Source organism: Limnobaculum eriocheiris, from assembly GCF_021010575.1.
GTDB classification, from domain to species: Bacteria; Pseudomonadota; Gammaproteobacteria; order Enterobacterales; family Enterobacteriaceae; genus Limnobaculum; species Limnobaculum eriocheiris.
This window is the reverse complement of sequence record NZ_JAJNAG010000040.1, coordinates 1-15,362: the sequence shown is the minus strand read 5'-3', so window position 1 is coordinate 15,362 and position 15,362 is coordinate 1. Positions and strand designations below refer to the sequence as shown.

The 15,362-nt window shown below is 48.1% G+C and carries 13 protein-coding genes and 1 riboswitch; of the genes, 6 read left to right on the top strand and 7 right to left on the bottom strand.

Annotated elements, in window-relative coordinates; translation table 11 throughout:
- Positions 1 to 6 precede the first annotated feature (6 nt).
- Complete coding sequence (gene glnE / locus LPW36_RS14050) at positions 7 to 2,847, top strand: bifunctional [glutamate--ammonia ligase]-adenylyl-L-tyrosine phosphorylase/[glutamate--ammonia-ligase] adenylyltransferase (protein WP_268991715.1); 2,841 nt, start codon at positions 7 to 9, stop codon at positions 2,845 to 2,847.
- A gap of 41 nt (positions 2,848 to 2,888) precedes the next feature.
- Here glnE and LPW36_RS14045 read toward each other — a convergent pair whose 3' ends face one another.
- Entirely contained in the window at positions 2,889 to 3,821 is a 933-nt protein-coding gene (locus tag LPW36_RS14045) for a Kdo(2)-lipid IV(A) acyltransferase (RefSeq protein ID WP_230610628.1), read from the bottom strand.
- A gap of 146 nt (positions 3,822 to 3,967) precedes the next feature.
- Here LPW36_RS14045 and hldE point away from each other — a divergent pair, with 146 nt between their 5' ends.
- Together hldE and yjeH are read left to right on the top strand one after the other, a co-directional pair.
- Positions 3,968 to 5,395 (top strand): bifunctional D-glycero-beta-D-manno-heptose-7-phosphate kinase/D-glycero-beta-D-manno-heptose 1-phosphate adenylyltransferase HldE, encoded by a 1,428-nt coding sequence (gene hldE, locus LPW36_RS14040; RefSeq protein WP_230610626.1) that lies wholly within the window; start codon positions 3,968 to 3,970, stop codon positions 5,393 to 5,395.
- 10 nt (positions 5,396 to 5,405) lie between these two features.
- On the top strand, positions 5,406 to 6,665 hold the full coding sequence (yjeH, locus tag LPW36_RS14035) for an L-methionine/branched-chain amino acid transporter (protein WP_230610624.1): 1,260 nt from the start codon (positions 5,406 to 5,408) through the stop codon (positions 6,663 to 6,665).
- Between the two features lie 55 nt (positions 6,666 to 6,720).
- On the opposite strand, the gene ubiK is transcribed toward yjeH, so the two are convergent.
- Positions 6,721 to 6,972: a ubiquinone biosynthesis accessory factor UbiK gene (gene ubiK, locus LPW36_RS14030; protein ID WP_130593733.1), complete on the bottom strand. Its 252-nt coding sequence runs from the start codon at positions 6,970 to 6,972 to the stop codon at positions 6,721 to 6,723.
- 188 nt (positions 6,973 to 7,160) lie between these two features.
- A riboswitch (FMN riboswitch) is annotated at positions 7,161 to 7,328 on the top strand.
- Positions 7,329 to 7,433: 105 nt separating this feature from the next.
- On the opposite strand from ubiK, the gene ribB reads away from it, so the two are divergent.
- Positions 7,434 to 8,087 carry a 3,4-dihydroxy-2-butanone-4-phosphate synthase gene (ribB, locus tag LPW36_RS14025; protein WP_130592616.1) on the top strand — a complete coding sequence of 218 codons (654 nt, stop codon included), beginning with the start codon at positions 7,434 to 7,436 and terminating at the stop codon, positions 8,085 to 8,087.
- 257 nt (positions 8,088 to 8,344) lie between these two features.
- Here ribB and zupT read toward each other — a convergent pair whose 3' ends face one another.
- Positions 8,345 to 9,112 carry a zinc transporter ZupT gene (gene zupT, locus LPW36_RS14020; protein ID WP_230610622.1) on the bottom strand — a complete coding sequence of 256 codons (768 nt, stop codon included), beginning with the start codon at positions 9,110 to 9,112 and terminating at the stop codon, positions 8,345 to 8,347.
- Positions 9,113 to 9,426: 314 nt separating this feature from the next.
- Between zupT and ygiD the strand changes: the two genes are divergently transcribed.
- The gene (ygiD, locus tag LPW36_RS14015) at positions 9,427 to 10,209 is read left to right on the top strand and encodes a 4,5-DOPA-extradiol-dioxygenase (RefSeq protein WP_230610621.1); all 783 of its coding nucleotides are present in this window, start codon (positions 9,427 to 9,429) and stop codon (positions 10,207 to 10,209) included.
- A gap of 278 nt (positions 10,210 to 10,487) precedes the next feature.
- On the opposite strand, the gene LPW36_RS14010 is transcribed toward ygiD, so the two are convergent.
- The 3 genes from LPW36_RS14010 to tolC form a co-directional block, all read right to left on the bottom strand.
- Positions 10,488 to 11,645 (bottom strand): glutathionylspermidine synthase family protein, encoded by a 1,158-nt coding sequence (locus tag LPW36_RS14010; RefSeq protein WP_230610619.1) that lies wholly within the window; start codon positions 11,643 to 11,645, stop codon positions 10,488 to 10,490.
- A gap of 12 nt (positions 11,646 to 11,657) precedes the next feature.
- Entirely contained in the window at positions 11,658 to 12,320 is a 663-nt protein-coding gene (locus LPW36_RS14005; RefSeq protein ID WP_230610617.1) for a DUF1190 family protein, read from the bottom strand.
- A 358-nt stretch (positions 12,321 to 12,678) separates the two neighbouring features.
- Positions 12,679 to 14,031: an outer membrane channel protein TolC gene (tolC, locus tag LPW36_RS14000; RefSeq protein ID WP_276574014.1), complete on the bottom strand. Its 1,353-nt coding sequence runs from the start codon at positions 14,029 to 14,031 to the stop codon at positions 12,679 to 12,681.
- Positions 14,032 to 14,267: 236 nt separating this feature from the next.
- Between tolC and nudF the strand changes: the two genes are divergently transcribed.
- Positions 14,268 to 14,900 carry an ADP-ribose diphosphatase gene (gene nudF, locus LPW36_RS13995; RefSeq protein ID WP_230610615.1) on the top strand — a complete coding sequence of 211 codons (633 nt, stop codon included), beginning with the start codon at positions 14,268 to 14,270 and terminating at the stop codon, positions 14,898 to 14,900.
- Positions 14,901 to 15,257: 357 nt separating this feature from the next.
- Here the strand turns inward: nudF and LPW36_RS13990 are convergent.
- Positions 15,258 to 15,362 (bottom strand): IS1 family transposase (locus LPW36_RS13990; RefSeq protein ID WP_230609480.1); only part of this gene is annotated, 105 nt, incomplete at its 5' end.

The following is a 15,362-nucleotide window of genomic DNA, read 5'->3' as shown; positions in this document are numbered from 1 at the left end:
CACCCTATGTTGTCTCATTTCCCACTACTTGAAGCCCGGCGGATTAAGCGCCAGTCTGAGCTGGCAGAGCGTCTGGTTCAGCCGATTCAGTTTAGCCCGCAGGATGGTGTAGCGTTAGCGCTCAGTGACTTTGTCAGTGATGGCTTACTTCAGCATCCGGAGTGGTGGGATGAGCTTCATCAAAACCCTCCGGGTATTGAGGATGCTGAACATTATCAACAGTGGCTTCAGGTGGTTCTGGCGGAGGTTACGGATGAGGCTAATTTGCTACAGGTTTTACGTCTGTTTCGTCGCAAAATGATGATTCGTATCTCCTGGGCGCAAAGTCTAAAGCTGTGCGATACCGAACAAACCTTGAGTCAGTTAAGTATTCTGGCGGAAACATTGATTATCGCCGCTCGCGACTGGCTGTATGACCTCTGCTGCCGCGAGTGGGGTACACCAACCAATGGTAATGGCTATCCACAGCCGCTGTTTATTTTGGGTATGGGGAAGCTGGGGGGCGGAGAACTTAACTTCTCATCAGATATCGATCTGATTTTTGCCTATCCGGAAAACGGCGAAACTCAGGGTGGCCGCCGTCAACTGGATAACGCTCAGTTTTTTACCCGTCTCGGACAGCGGCTAATTAAAGCGCTGGATCAAATCACTCAGGAAGGATTTGTTTATCGGGTGGATATGCGATTGCGCCCTTTTGGCGACAGCGGACCACTGGTGTTCAGTTTTAGCGCGCTGGAAGATTATTATCAGGAGCAGGGGCGCGACTGGGAGCGCTATGCCATGGTGAAAGCGCGCATTATGGGCGACAGGCATGATAGCTACAGTGAAGAGCTAAAACAGATGCTGCGTCCTTTTGTTTTCCGTCGTTATATCGATTTCAGCGTTATCCAGTCACTGCGCAATATGAAAGGGATGATAGCCAGAGAGGTTCGCCGCCGGGGATTGGCGGATAATATCAAGCTGGGGGCCGGTGGTATTCGTGAAATTGAGTTTATCACCCAGGTATTTCAACTGATTCGCGGTGGGCGAGAACCCAGCCTGCAAGGCAACTCTCTGCTGCCTACTCTTCAGGCTATTGCCGATCTGGATTTATTAACCCGGGAACAGGCAAATACTCTGAGCATCAGCTATCTCTATTTACGACGTCTGGAAAACCTACTGCAAGCCATTGCCGATCAGCAAACGCAAACGCTGCCTGTGGATCCTTTAGATCAGGCGCGTCTGGCATCCGGTATGGGGTGTTCTGACTGGGGATCTCTGTTGTCACAATTGGGGCAACATATGGCGGCGGTCAGAGAGATTTTTGCCAATCTTATAGGTGATGATACGCCGGATGTGGAAGAAGACTCCGGCAGTTTACGCTATAGCCCGCTATGGCTGGACGATCTGGATGCCTGTGAGTTATCTCAATTAATGCCTCAGTTAGGTGAAGAGTCACGGCAGCGGGTGAGAGAACATTTGGCGGAGTTTCGCCATGATATTGATAAACGCTCTATTGGGCAGAGAGGGCGCGATGTCCTTGATAAGCTGATGCCAAGATTGTTGTCTGAAGTTTGCCAGCGCGACGATGCCGACAGTGTTTTACCGCGCCTCACCCATTTGATTCTGAGTATTGTTACACGCACCACCTATCTGGAGCTATTGGCGGAGTACCCTTCTGCCATGACTCATCTTATCCGACTCTGTGCTGCGTCACCAATGGTGGCCAGCAAACTGGCTCATTATCCAATTTTGCTGGATGAACTGTTGGATATTAACTCGCTGTATCAGGCGGTTCCGCTGAGTGCTTATCGTGATGAACTGCGTCAGTTTTTATTGCGCGTGCCGGAAGAAGATGAAGAGCAGCGGCTGGAAGCCTTACGCCAGTTTAAGCAAACCCATCTGTTACGTATTGCTGCTGCCGATATTGCAGGCGCACTGCCGGTAATGAAAGTGAGTGACCACTTAACTTACCTGGCGGAAGCGATCATTGAAGCGGTGGTTCAACAGGCATGGTTCCAGATGACGGCGCGTTATGGTCAGCCATCGCATCTGTATGAGCGGGAGGGCCGCGGTTTTGCCGTAGTAGCCTATGGCAAGCTGGGGGGCATTGAGCTGGGTTATAGCTCCGATTTGGATCTGGTATTTCTGGTGGATTGCCCGGAAAACGTCACAACAGACGGAGAGCGCAGTATCGATGGCCGCCAGTTTTATTTACGTCTGGGCCAGCGGATTATGCATCTGTTTAGTGCACGTATGGCCTCCGGTATTCTGTATGAGGTTGATGCACGTCTGAGGCCATCGGGAGAGTCTGGCCTGCTGGTGAGTACCATCAGCGCTTTTGAAGATTATCAGCGCAATGAGGCATGGACCTGGGAGCATCAGGCGTTAGTACGTACTCGCATTGTTTATAGCGACCCTGTATTGCATAAAGAGTTTGACCACGCCCGTCATGAAATCTTGTGTCTTGAGCGTAATGAACAGCAGCTAAAACAAGAAGTGCGGGAGATGCGGGAAAAGATGCGCAGTCACCTCGGTAATAAAGATGCCGATCTGTTCGATTTAAAAACCGATGAGGGAGGGATCACTGATATTGAGTTTATCGCTCAATATTTGGTATTGCGCTACGCGCATCAACAGCCTCAGCTTACCCGATGGTCCGATAACGTCAGGATATTTGAACTGATGGGTAACTATCAGATTATGGATGAACAGGAAGCAATGGCATTGACCAAAGCCTATGTCACCATGCGTGACGAAATTCACCGTCTGGCGCTACAGGATAAACCAGGGCAAGTACCGGCCGGGTGGTTTGAACAGGAAAAGGCGCAGGTTAATCAGAGCTGGCGTAAATGGTTAGCGGAGTAAAACTTATCGCTCTTAGCGCAGACTCTGCCAAGAGCGATAGCTTATTGATATAACGATGCCTCGCCCGCCGGGCGAGTCTTAAACCGACGGTGTAGCCACATATATTGTTCTGGGGCCAGCAGGATTTGCTGTTCAATCGCCTGATTCATAAAGGTGGCTGCGGCAACTTCATCATCCGTTGGAAAGCCTTGTAGCGGCGGCTGTACAATCAAACTATATCCCTGATTATCATCGTTCCGTTTAGGAATGAATGGGACCAATAGCGGATTAGCCATACGGACTAAAATTGAGGTGCCAATAGTGGTAGCCGCTTTTTCCACTGCAAAGAAAGGGGCGAATACGCTGTTTTTGGGACCGTAATCATGGTCCGGGGCATACCAAACCAGCTCGCCTTTTTTAAGCGAGCGAATCATGCCTTTTACATCGCGGCGGTCAAGCATATATTTATTGGAGCGCAATCTTCCCCAGGTTTGCAGCCAGTCCATCAGTTTGTTGTCATGAGGGCGGTAAACACCTACTCCGGGACGGTGTATGCCAATAATTCGGGCACCAAGCTCAAGCGTTAAAAAATGTATACCAATCACCAGGACCCCGCGGTTTTCCCGGGCTCCTACATCCAGATTGTCTATTCCCTGAATCGTACACCACTTTTTAATACGCCAGTTGGGCCAGAACCAGGCCATACCGGTTTCAAATACCGCTAATCCGGTGGCTTCAAAGTTTTTGATCATCCAGGCTTCGTGCTCTGCTTCGGTCATATTTGGAAAGCAGAGTTCAATGTTGCGGCGTGAGATCATCTTTCTACGCTTCATAAAGCGCATAGCGAAACGGCCTAAACCGCGTCCCAGGCTATTAATCCAGGGATAGGGCAGCAAAACGATCAGGTATAAAAAAGCGATACCGAACCAGAGCAGCCAGTAGCGGGGGTGTAACAGTTCCCGGCTAAATTCCGGGAGTACTTGATTTTTTGACATAACAAATCGAATTAGAAAATTATTGTCCAATAGTTTAAAAAAACGGGGCTGACAGTTTAACGGTATTTTTATCTCATTCCTATTTTACGATGTGATTATGATAAACTGCATAACAATATATGCTGTCCTCGTTTATGGAGTATGGGATGAAAGTCATGTTACCCGATTTTAGCCGTGCCAGCGTAATGGTTGTCGGTGATGTTATGCTCGATCGCTATTGGCATGGGCCAACCAGCAGGATCTCACCTGAGGCCCCGGTGCCGGTAGTTAAAGTCAATATGGTAGAAGATCGTCCCGGCGGTGCAGCAAACGTTGCTATGAATATCGCCTCGTTATGCGGTATGTCGCGTTTGGTGGGGTTAACCGGACTGGATGAACCAGCACGGGTATTGAACGATAAGCTGAATGAAGTGAACGTTAAATGTGACTTTGTGACGGTGGCTTCTCATCCAACAATTACCAAACTGCGGGTGCTTTCCCGAAATCAGCAGTTATTGCGTCTCGATTTTGAAGAAGGTTTTGAGAATGTAGATTCTCAGCCGATTCTGGACCGGGTGCAGCAAGCGTTGCCTCGCTTAGGGGCACTGGTGTTGTCTGATTATGCTAAAGGCGCGCTGGCTTCGGTTCAGTCATTGATTGCGCTGGGGCGGGAAGCCGGTGTTCCGGTTTTGATCGACCCAAAAGGGACGGACTTTGAACGCTATCGAGGTGCTACGCTGTTAACGCCTAACCTGTCTGAGTTTGAAGCGGTAGTTGGACAGTGTAAAAGCGAAGAGGAACTGATTAGTCGGGGTATGGCGCTAATTGAGCAATTTGAGTTTAGTGCGTTACTGATTACCCGCTCAGAAAATGGTATGACGCTGCTACAACCGGGCAAAGAGCCTTTCCATATGCCGACTCAGGCACAGGAAGTGTATGACGTTACCGGTGCCGGTGATACGGTAATTGGCGTGCTGGCCGTTAGTTTGGCAGCAGGTCTGACGCTGGAGGAGTCCTGCTTTATGGCAAATGCCGCTGCTGGCGTGGTGGTTGGTAAGCTGGGAACCTCAACGGTTTCCCCTATTGAGTTGGAAAACGCCATTCGTGGCAGAGCCGATACCGGTTTTGGCGTAATGAATGAAGAACAGCTGAAACAAGCGGTAGCTCATGCTCGCCAGCGCGGTGAGAAAGTAGTGATGACCAATGGCTGCTTTGATATTTTACATGCGGGCCATGTTTCTTATCTGGCGAATGCCCGTAAACTGGGAGACCGTCTGATTGTGGCGGTTAACAGCGATGCTTCCACTCGTCGTTTAAAAGGGGAAACTCGCCCGGTAAATCCGCTGGCACAGCGTATGATTGTGCTGGGTGCGCTGGAGTCCGTCGACTGGGTCGTCTCTTTTGAGGAAGATACGCCTCAACGACTGATTGCTGATATTCTTCCTGACCTGCTGGTTAAAGGCGGTGACTATAAGCCAGAAGATATTGCCGGCAGTAAAGAGGTTTGGGCGGCAGGTGGTGATGTGCGCGTTTTGAACTTTGAAGATGGTTGTTCAACCAGCAATATCATTAAAACGATTATGGAACGCGGATAATTAGTCCTCTATGAGTGGATTAAAACAGGAATTGGGGTTAGTTCAGGGAGTCGGTCTGCTTTCGACATCGCTGTTGGGTACGGGCGTATTTGCTGTGCCTGCACTGGCCGCACAGATCGCCGATTCCGGTAGCCTGTGGGCCTGGCCTGTTTTAATCATTCTGGTTTTTCCTATTGCTATCGCCTTTGCCGCGTTGGGGCGCCATTTCCCTAACGCGGGTGGCGCGGCTCATTTTGTCAGCCTGGCATTTGGCCCTCATATGGCGCGAGTGACCGGTTGGCTGTTTTTATCCGTGATTCCGGTCGGGTTACCCGCAGCGTTACAGATAGCCTCAGGTTTCTGGCAGGCGGCATTTGGGTTAGAACATGCAGGGCTGTTATTGGTACAGTTGGGTACTCTGTTGGTGATCCTGTTGCTGGGAATGCGCAGCGCCGGTTCCAGCGCCAATGTGCAGGTCATCATTGCTGGCCTGATTGTGGCGATGGTGGCGGCAATCTGGTGGAAAGGCGGAATTACGCCCGCCTCCATCCAATGGCCTGCGCTAAGTACATTATCAGCCAGTCCGATGTTTAGTGCGCTGGCGGTGATGTTCTGGTGCTTTGTGGGTCTGGAGGCATTTGCCCATCTGGCGGCAGAGTTTCGCAATCCGGAACGTGATTTCCCCCGGGCGTTGCTGATAGGCATGCTGGTAGCAGGCGGTGTCTATTGGGGTTGTACCGCGGCGGTATTGGCATTCCACTCTTATGGCGGTGAGATGGCGGCATCGGCTTCTTTGCCATCAATTGTGGTTCAGCTCTTTGGTGAACATGCGTTATGGGTGGCCTGTATTATTGGCTATCTGGCCTGCTTTGCCAGTCTGAATATCTATACTCAAAGCTTTGCGCGTCTGGTGTGGTCGCAAACTTATGAGCAGAAGCCTAAAGCCTGGGTGGCGCAACTTTCCCGTTCCCGTTCACCGCTAAATGCATTGTCATTAGTATTGCTGTGTTGTCTGGTGTCATCGCTGGCGGCGGACTACTTCTCCCTGGAGTTGGATGCACTGATTGTGTATGCCAATGGCATCTTTGTCTTTATCTACCTGCTTTGTATGCTGTCGGGCTGTCGCCTGCTGAAAGGAAGTTCCAGAGTGATGTCGTTTATCGGTACTGCACTTTGTGTTTTATTGCTGGTGATGATTGGCTGGAAGACGCTGTATGCGGTAGTGATGTTTGCGCTGTTATGGCTGGTACTGCCACGGAGAAAACATATTGCGGAAGCTCCCGCAGAATAATGGTATACGCATTAGTGAAATCAAATGACTTCACTAATGCGCTCAGAAGGCAGGACTATTCCTGATTGCCTTTGGCTTCCAGCTCTGCCAGTCGCTTTTCTAATGCATTCAATTTTTCGCGGGTTCTTAGCAGAACCTGAGTCTGAATATCAAACTCTTCACGGCTGACCACATCCAGCTTTGCCAACTGATTTTGCAGCCCCTGGCGGATCTTTTTCTCGACTTCATCGCCCAGTTCGCGAATGCCTTTTGGCATAGATTCGTGAATTTGTTTAGCTATCTGTTCAATTTTCTTCGGGTCGATCATTGGTCTACCTTTGATGGTTGATGGCATCTTATTTAATCCCACTGATTAAGAGATAACCGCTAGTTTACTGTTTGTTTTGCAGAGTATAAACATTTGATAGCGGAGTGTCTTGGATCTGTCAACTTTCCGTGGCTAAGATTTCCCTTGTCTGTATTGCCCCTGCTATTGATAAGCGTTATAGTAGAAACGCTTATTCTCAGGGCGGGGTGGAAATCCCCACCGGCGGTAAATCATCAAGCCTGATGGCAACATGAAAGCCCGCGAGCGCTTGAGTCTGATGAAAGTCAGCTTCAAGGTCAGCAGATCCGGTGTAATTCCGGGGCCGACGGTTATAGTCCGGATGGGAGAGAGTAATGACAATGGTCGGGCATTCGCTCGCCTTACGTTATTTTAGGCTTTTAGCCTGCTTCCTAAGCTGCCCTGATTCTGGTAATCCATATTAATTAAGAGGTTATTTTACCATGAATCAGACACTACTTTCCGAATTCGGTACCCCCATTGCTCGCGTTGAACTTGCGCTGGACGCATTGCGCAATGGCCGTGGCGTTATGGTACTTGACGATGAAAACCGTGAAAACGAAGGCGACATGATTTTTGCCGCTGAAACCATGACCGTTGAGCAAATGGCGCTGACCATTCGCCATGGCAGTGGCATCGTTTGTTTGTGTATCAATGAGCAAACCCGTGAACAGTTGAATTTGCCAATGATGGTGCCGGCTAACTCCAGCCGTTACCAGACCGCGTTCACCGTCACTATCGAAGCTGCCGAAGGGGTCACTACCGGCGTTTCAGCTTCTGACCGTATTACGACTATTCGTGCCGCTATTGCGGATGGCGCTACGGCTAACAGCCTGCATAGCCCTGGCCACGTGTTTCCATTATGTGCCCGTACCGGTGGAGTATTAACCCGTCGTGGCCATACTGAAGCAACAATTGATTTGGTTACTCTGGCTGGTTTTAAACCGGCAGGTGTACTTTGTGAACTGACCAATGACGATGGCAGCATGGCGAACGCGCCGCAGGTTATTGAGTTTGGTAAGCAGCATAATATGCCGGTGGTAACCATTGAAGATCTGGTGATGTATATTGAGCAGCACGCCAGAAAAGCCAGCTGATGGTTATATTGATAATAAAAGCCGCATTAGCGGCTTTTATTATGACTGATGACAAAGCCTGTTTGAACAGCGCTTGCGCTGGCCCGCAGGGTGAAACACCTTACGGTGTTTCATAACTGCCCCTAACCCGGCCAGGCCCGGCGTACTCTACAGCTAAGTGCAGACGATCTTCCGGCCGGGCACGAAGGTGATTTGGGCAACATCGTTTTTACGGCCGAAATATTCTCAGGTTCTAATAAAAAAACAAAAAGAATAAATTACCCTACAGTCCATAACTGTAACATCATCAAACTTAATCCCATCACCGACATGCCACAAAGAATACCGTAGCTTGGATTGTTATTAGGGTCGATTTCTTTGGCTAATGGCATCAGCTCATCAACCGACAGAGCCACCATAATTCCGGCAACGGCCGACATGACTGAGGCCATAATGATCGGAGAAACGTTTGGTCCAATCAGCAGGAAGGCAAACAGACCTCCAACAATCTCAGCCACCCCGGAAAGTCCAGCCCAGAGCAGGGCTGTTCGTTTTGAGCCAGTGGCAGCATACACGGGGCCTGCTACGGCCAAACCTTCCGGAATGTTATGAATAGCAACCGCCAGCGCAATTCCCAGACCCAGTTCCCAGTTAGTACTGGCGGTTACGAAGGTGGCGATACCTTCAGGGAAGTTATGCAGGCTGATGCCTAAAGTGAGTAAAATCGCGGTGCGTCTCAGATTGCGAGAGGGCATTTTCCCCGGTGTCAGATCGTGAGCATGTTGATGAGGCAGCATGCGGTCCAGCAGGAAGTAGCCCAGTAGCCCAATAATAAACATACTGTACCCCAATACCGGCGACATTCCTGGGGTATTGAGTGATGCCGGTAACATTTCCATCAGGGAGATTAACAGCATAATACCTGCGGCAAATCCCAGAGCGAACGCCAGTACGCGATTCGATGGTTTTTGACCAATAATCCCCAGAAAAGCACCTATAAAGGTAGAGCCTCCGGCAAGTACAGTAAGAATTAGTGGAACTGACATAGAACCTCTCATATGAGAATTATTATCATCGCCGATGATAGCAAACCTGACAGAAATATCGAATATACAATAGCGATTTATTTAATAGGGCGAATAAATCACCAGTCATTCAGTATTTTTGATGCTGTCTGTCAGGCTTATCCTCTTTTAAACAACGGGATAAAGTTTAAGATATCACCTATCGTTACAACACATGCTCATCAGAATGAACAATTAATTTTAACCCGGATTGGTTTTCTGATGGATTAGTCTGCCTTAGTAGATAGCATCAGCTATCAGGATAATCAACCTGAACTAAAAACAGAGGAAAAATAATGAACAGCAGCTTAATGCCCGCCCTGTTTTTGGGGCACGGTAGCCCAATGAATGTACTGGAAGAAAATAGCTATACACAGACATGGCGCCATTTGGGCAGCAGTTTACCGCGTCCTAAAGCCATTCTTGCGGTTTCAGCCCACTGGTATACTCGTGGAACAGCGGTGACGGCGATGGAACACCCCAAAACTATTCATGATTTTGGCGGTTTTCCGCAGGCGCTATTTGACACCCAATATCCGGCAAAAGGTTCACCTCAACTGGCTGCCCGGGTTCAGGAGCTACTGGCACCGATTCCCGTTATTGCGGATATGACCGAGTGGGGGCTGGATCATGGCTCATGGGGTGTATTGATAAAAATGTATCCGGATGCTGATATTCCGGTGGTTCAGTTAAGCATTGATGCTACGCAACCGGCAGCCTATCACTACCAACTGGGGAAAAAATTGGCTGCTTTGCGTCGTGAAGGGGTCATAATTGTTGCCAGCGGCAACGTTGTGCACAACCTGCGTATGGCCAGATGGCAGGGCAATCAGCAGCCTTTTGATTGGGCCGAACGCTTCGATAACTTTGTACGTGATAATCTGATCTGGCAGGGGGATAACCATCCGTTGGTTAACTTTATGGACAATCCGGATGCTCATCTGGCCTGCCCGACACCGGAACACTATTTACCGTTGCTGTATGTGCTGGGAGCGCGGGAAGATAACGAACCTGTAAGCATACCGGTGGATGGTATTGTGATGGGCTCGTTGAGTATGTTGTCGGTTAAAGTGGGATAGGTTTTGTTTTTTGACCTTTATGAGCACTGGAATTCAGCCGACAACTGAATGAGGGTAGCACGCCTGACATGGATGTCAGGCTAAGCAGCGCCGGTGCGTAAGCCCGAATGAAGGCGGAGGGGAGTCGCGTAGCGACCTGGATTCGGGTGCGAAAGCGCGGGATTGTTAAGGGGGCTCGCTAGCCCCCTTGACTCGGCCACTTACACGATGGCCTATTTGAACTCGACACTATTAGTGGACGAAATTTACTCGGAATCAATGGGTTTTTATCAAACACATTAGTCTAATATAATGTGCGGATAATACCGCGAAAGGTCCTGAGTTATTAAACTATGGTCTTCCCGCAGGCCAATACCGCAAGGCTCATCATCTACCAGCCAGCTACCGATCAGGGTGTAGCTGTCGTTAAAACGCGGTAACGGATGGAATTGCTGAATGATCATTCCCTCTTCACCGTAAGGCCCATCGACTTTACAGACTTCCTGACCATTTTCGATAATCTGAATGTTGGCACCTTCCCGCGAGAACAGCGGTTTGGAAACATAGTGGTTCAGATTATGCGACTCTCCGGCGAAATAGGCCGGTAGCAGGTTAGGGTGATTTGGAAACATCTCCCATAGCAGCGGTAGCAGTGCTTTATTGGAGATAATGCTTTTCCATGCAGGCTCTAACCAACGTACACCGGCGTCCGTCAGTTTGGTAGAGAACATCTCCCGGAACATAAATTCCCAGGGATAGAGCTTGAACAAATTGCTGATAACCCGATCTTCGGTATCAGTAAACTGGCCTTTTTCACCCAGCCCAATTTCTTCAATAAACATAAATTCGTTGGCTAAACCTGCCTCGTTAGCGCAGTCCTGCAAATACTGTACGGTACCGCGATCTTCTTCGGTGTCCTGGCAGCAGGCGAAATGCAGCAGATTAAAACCATGCTGTGCTTTCAGTTCGGCAAAACGCTCAATCAGCTTATCCTGCAAGCTGTTATATTGATCGGCATCGTGACGCAGATTACCGGCATTAACCTGATCTTCCAGCCACATCCATTGGAAAAAGGCCGTCTCATACAGAGATGTTGGCGTGTCGGCGTTATTCTCCAACAGCCTGGCAGGACTTTTACCATCGTAGGCCAGGTCGAGACGTGAATAGAGTGACGGTTGCTGGGTTTTCCATGAGGTACGAACAAAATCCCAGCAGTGTTTAGGGATATGGAATTTGGTTAACAGTGCTTCACTGTTAACCACTTTTTCCACCACCTGCAGGCACATCTGATGCAGCTCTGCGGTGGTATTCTCCAACTCTTCAATTTGTGCCAGCGTAAACTGATAGTAAGCATCTTCACACCAGTAGGGTTCACCATACATGGTGTGAAAATTAAAACCGTATTCAGTAGCTACTTCACGCCAGTTTGGCCGTTCGGTAATAGATTGACGAATCATTAAAAATTAACCTTAGCCACCGAATGAACGACTTTTTGTTGATGAGCTATTTGAAGATGCGCTGCTGCGTGACATGGTATTTTGTTTTGCCACAGACTCACCAAAGCCACCGCGGGTAACGGTTGTGGTGGTCGCAGGTTTTGGGGCCAGTGCGCTCTTGTCCACTTTCATGGTTCTGCCTGTGGTGGCGTTACCGTAGCTACGGCCAGTAGAGTCAACAAATTTGCCATTAGCCGGGCTACCTGCTGCTTTAGAGGTAAACAGTGGCGATTGACCGTAGCCACCGCCCATCATACGGCCCATCATATAACCGGCCATTAGTGGCATCCACATGCTGCTTTGCTGTGGCTGTGCTGTCATACCGGCCTGAGCAGGCGCTTCAGTACATTGGGATTCACCAAATTCAGCGACGCAATCTTCTTTAGTGGCATATTTTGGTGCCGTTTTTGCTGCTTCTTCCAGAGCCTGATTATAAGCAATGGTGCACTGATCGCCCATTGACGGGTTACTCTGTTTACATTCATCCGCATTCTGGAACAGGGATACGCTTTCGTCAGCCTGTTCGCAGCCCGATAGCATAAATACAGCACTTATTGCCAGCGCAACCGGCGCTAAACGATAAGTACGGAAGGATTTACGAAAAGAGTCACGGTTGATGTGTTTAGTGCGTTTCATGAGTTATCAATCCCAGAGTTAAATTCAAAAATCATATTGCTGCTGGCTCCACTCATTTTCAGAAAAATAACCTACCTATGTTCAGAGTAATAACAAGGATAAAAAGAACATAAATGTGTTGGTGATTTGGCTGAAAACCCAGAGCCAGACAGGGAAATTCCCTTTATGCATGTACCCGTTAGGATAGGCGAAATGAACGACGAATTAAAGCAAAGATCGACGCTTTAGCCACAATTGTGGTGTCAGTCGGGAAAAATGTGCGCTGAATCGCGGTTTCTCTAAAAAAACAGATAAAAAAATTCCCCCGAACCCAGCGAGTTCGGGGGAATTGAGATGAAACTATATTGGTAATAAAAAGTTATTCTTTAACTTTGAGTACCGGAATAGTTGTTGCTGGTTTACCCAGCGTTTTATTGAGTAAATCCAGATCGGTTTCATTCAATGTACCTAACGCATATTTGATGTTTAGCTGATTAATCAGATAATCATATCGGGCGTTAGAAAGTTGTTGTTTCGCGTTATACAGCGTAGTGGTTGCGTTTAACACATCCACGATGGTACGCGTACCTACATCATAGCCAGCCTGAGTGGCTTCTAATGAGCTTTGTGCAGAAACGACGGTTTGTTTATATGCATTCACCGAGCTGATAGAAGCAGAAACGTTATTGTAGGAAGAACGCACGATCTGTACTACGGAACGATGAGCACTTTCCAGCGCTTCGCTGGCACCCACATAGTTATATTGTGCCTGTTTTACCCGGGAACTTGTCTGACCGCCGCTAAACAGCGGGAAACTCAGCGTAAAGCCTGCGGTAGTGTTACCGTTAATGCTATCGTCTTGGCCCAGCGTGCTGGTACCACGATAGTCATTGTTAGACAGACCACTGGACGCGGTGAATGCCACTGTTGGCATATGGCCTGTCTGTTGCAGTTTAATTTGTTCGCGGGATAAATCCTGAGCCAGACGAGCGGTTAACAGATTCAGGTTGTGGCTTTCTGCTTCCTGTAGCAGGCTGTTAACGTCATTTGGACGACGAGTACTGAAATTCGCGGTGTCCAGCGAGCTCAGTTCCGGATAGAACATTCCGGTAATCTGACGCAGAACTTCCAGTGAGTTTTCCAGATTATTGCGGGCAGTCACTTCGTCAGCCAGCGTTTGGTCATATTGTGCCTGGGCGTTTTGCACATCGGTAACGGCAACCAGACCTACGTTAAAACGTTGGCGAGCCTGATCTAACTGACGGTAAAGTGCATCTTTCTGTGCTTCAGTCGTAGAAAGAATATCCAGACTACGCAAAACATTAAAGTAAGCGGTAGCCGTATCGAGAATGAGAGTTTGTTGCTGGGCCTGATAAGAAACATCCTGAACGCCCGCTTGCTTTTCGGTGATATTAAGCTGGCGCCATAAAGACATATCAAAAATAGTCTGGCTTAATTGCAAAGTGCCGCTGCTCACATCACTTTTATTGCCGCTGTTGTCACGATAACCACGGTTAATGTTATAACCTGCATTTAATCCTAATTGAGGCAGCAGAGCACCGCGGGATTCACTAATTTTTTCGTAGGCTGCATCACGATCAGATTCTGACTTACGTAAGTCAGGGTTATTGCTTTTAGCCTGCTGGTAAACTTGCAGTAAATTGTCGGCATAACTTGAAGTGCTAAGACCGATCAGGCTAAGACCAATAATCAAAGGAAGCAGTTTTTTCATGGGCGATCCTTGTTGTACAGCAGTAATGTTGTTTTGACTGATTGCTACGGTCAGATATTAAATATAGTCGCAAATTCTACCAGAGTATTCCTTATAATAAAGGTAGCTTTATGTGCCATCCGGGCATTATTTACAGAAAATTTACCTATTTTAAGCGTTTATCTTAGGAAGCTGTCTGGTACAGCAAACTTGATAAACGCTATAAGACCACTTATCGACTAAAAGAGAAAGAAATAATGAAGTTATCTCAATCAGTACCCGTGACCTTAGGTAAGGATGATGTGGAAATTATTTCACTAAAACCCCTTTTTCGCGGTTTTTTTTCGCTGACGGAATATCGTTTTCGCCATCGTCTGTTTGATGGCAGCATGAGTGGCGACGTGGTTAGAGAAATTTTTGAACGTGGTCACGCTGGCGTTTTACTGGCCTATGATGCGGTTCGTGATAGCGTGGTATTGATTGAACAAATTCGTATTGCGGCGCTGGAAACCAGCAATAGCCCCTGGCTGCTGGAACTGGTTGCCGGCATGATTGAACCCGATGAAAATATTGAAGAAGTGGTTCGTCGTGAAGCACAAGAAGAAGCTGGCATTGTTATCGGGCGTTGCAAGCCGGTTCTCAGCTATCTGGCAAGCCCGGGGGGAACCAGTGAGCGGTCGTCGATTATGGTTGGTGAAGTAGACTCCTCCAAAGCTAGCGGTATTCATGGTCTGGCGGAAGAACATGAAGATATTCGTGTTCATGTGGTCAGCCGTGAACAGGCTTATCGTTGGGTACAAGAGGGGATTATTGATAATGCGGCGGGAATTATCGCCTTGCAGTGGTTACAACTGAATTATCAAACTTTATGTGCCGAATGGCAGAATTAATAATCGGACAATCAAGGGTTTTGCACCGCAGAGATTTTATTCTGCGGTTTCCTGTTAAATTATTCGGATACTGCTAATATAAAAGGGATAATTATGAGAGGGGGTGTGCTGTGGCCAACAAAATTGTTGATAATATTATTAGCAGCATTGAGCTAATTACCGATCCGTGGATTGATTCTGAAATTCACGATTTTTTCCACTTGGATGAGAATGTTGTCGAATTTAGTTATGAGGTAATTGATAACAAGTACTATATTGAAGTGATGCTAAAACAGCCTGATATTCATACCATTAAGATGCATTTCATGTCGTTTGTTTCGCTAATGCAACACTCCAATTTTAGGTCGTGACGCAGATTTAGTGGTAATGATTGATCGTCAGATACCATCCGATGATCTTATCGTGCATTTCTTCTGACTTTGAGAAGCAGATAGTCTTGCGGGTCAACCGTTTAAGATGGGT

Excerpts from the sequence above, each read along its gene's own strand:
- glnE (WP_268991715.1), top strand. The coding sequence starts at position 7 with ATGTTGTCTCATTTCCCACTACTTGAAGCCCGGCGGATTAAGCGCCAG.
- LPW36_RS14045 (WP_230610628.1), bottom strand. The coding sequence starts at position 3,821 with ATGTCAAAAAATCAAGTACTCCCGGAATTTAGCCGGGAACTGTTACAC.
- hldE (WP_230610626.1), top strand. The coding sequence starts at position 3,968 with ATGAAAGTCATGTTACCCGATTTTAGCCGTGCCAGCGTAATGGTTGTC.
- yjeH (WP_230610624.1), top strand. The coding sequence starts at position 5,406 with ATGAGTGGATTAAAACAGGAATTGGGGTTAGTTCAGGGAGTCGGTCTG.
- ubiK (WP_130593733.1), bottom strand. The coding sequence starts at position 6,972 with ATGATCGACCCGAAGAAAATTGAACAGATAGCTAAACAAATTCACGAA.
- ribB (WP_130592616.1), top strand. The coding sequence starts at position 7,434 with ATGAATCAGACACTACTTTCCGAATTCGGTACCCCCATTGCTCGCGTT.
- zupT (WP_230610622.1), bottom strand. The coding sequence starts at position 9,112 with ATGTCAGTTCCACTAATTCTTACTGTACTTGCCGGAGGCTCTACCTTT.
- ygiD (WP_230610621.1), top strand. The coding sequence starts at position 9,427 with ATGAACAGCAGCTTAATGCCCGCCCTGTTTTTGGGGCACGGTAGCCCA.
- LPW36_RS14010 (WP_230610619.1), bottom strand. The coding sequence starts at position 11,645 with ATGATTCGTCAATCTATTACCGAACGGCCAAACTGGCGTGAAGTAGCT.
- LPW36_RS14005 (WP_230610617.1), bottom strand. The coding sequence starts at position 12,320 with ATGAAACGCACTAAACACATCAACCGTGACTCTTTTCGTAAATCCTTC.
- tolC (WP_276574014.1), bottom strand. The coding sequence starts at position 14,031 with ATGAAAAAACTGCTTCCTTTGATTATTGGTCTTAGCCTGATCGGTCTT.
- nudF (WP_230610615.1), top strand. The coding sequence starts at position 14,268 with ATGAAGTTATCTCAATCAGTACCCGTGACCTTAGGTAAGGATGATGTG.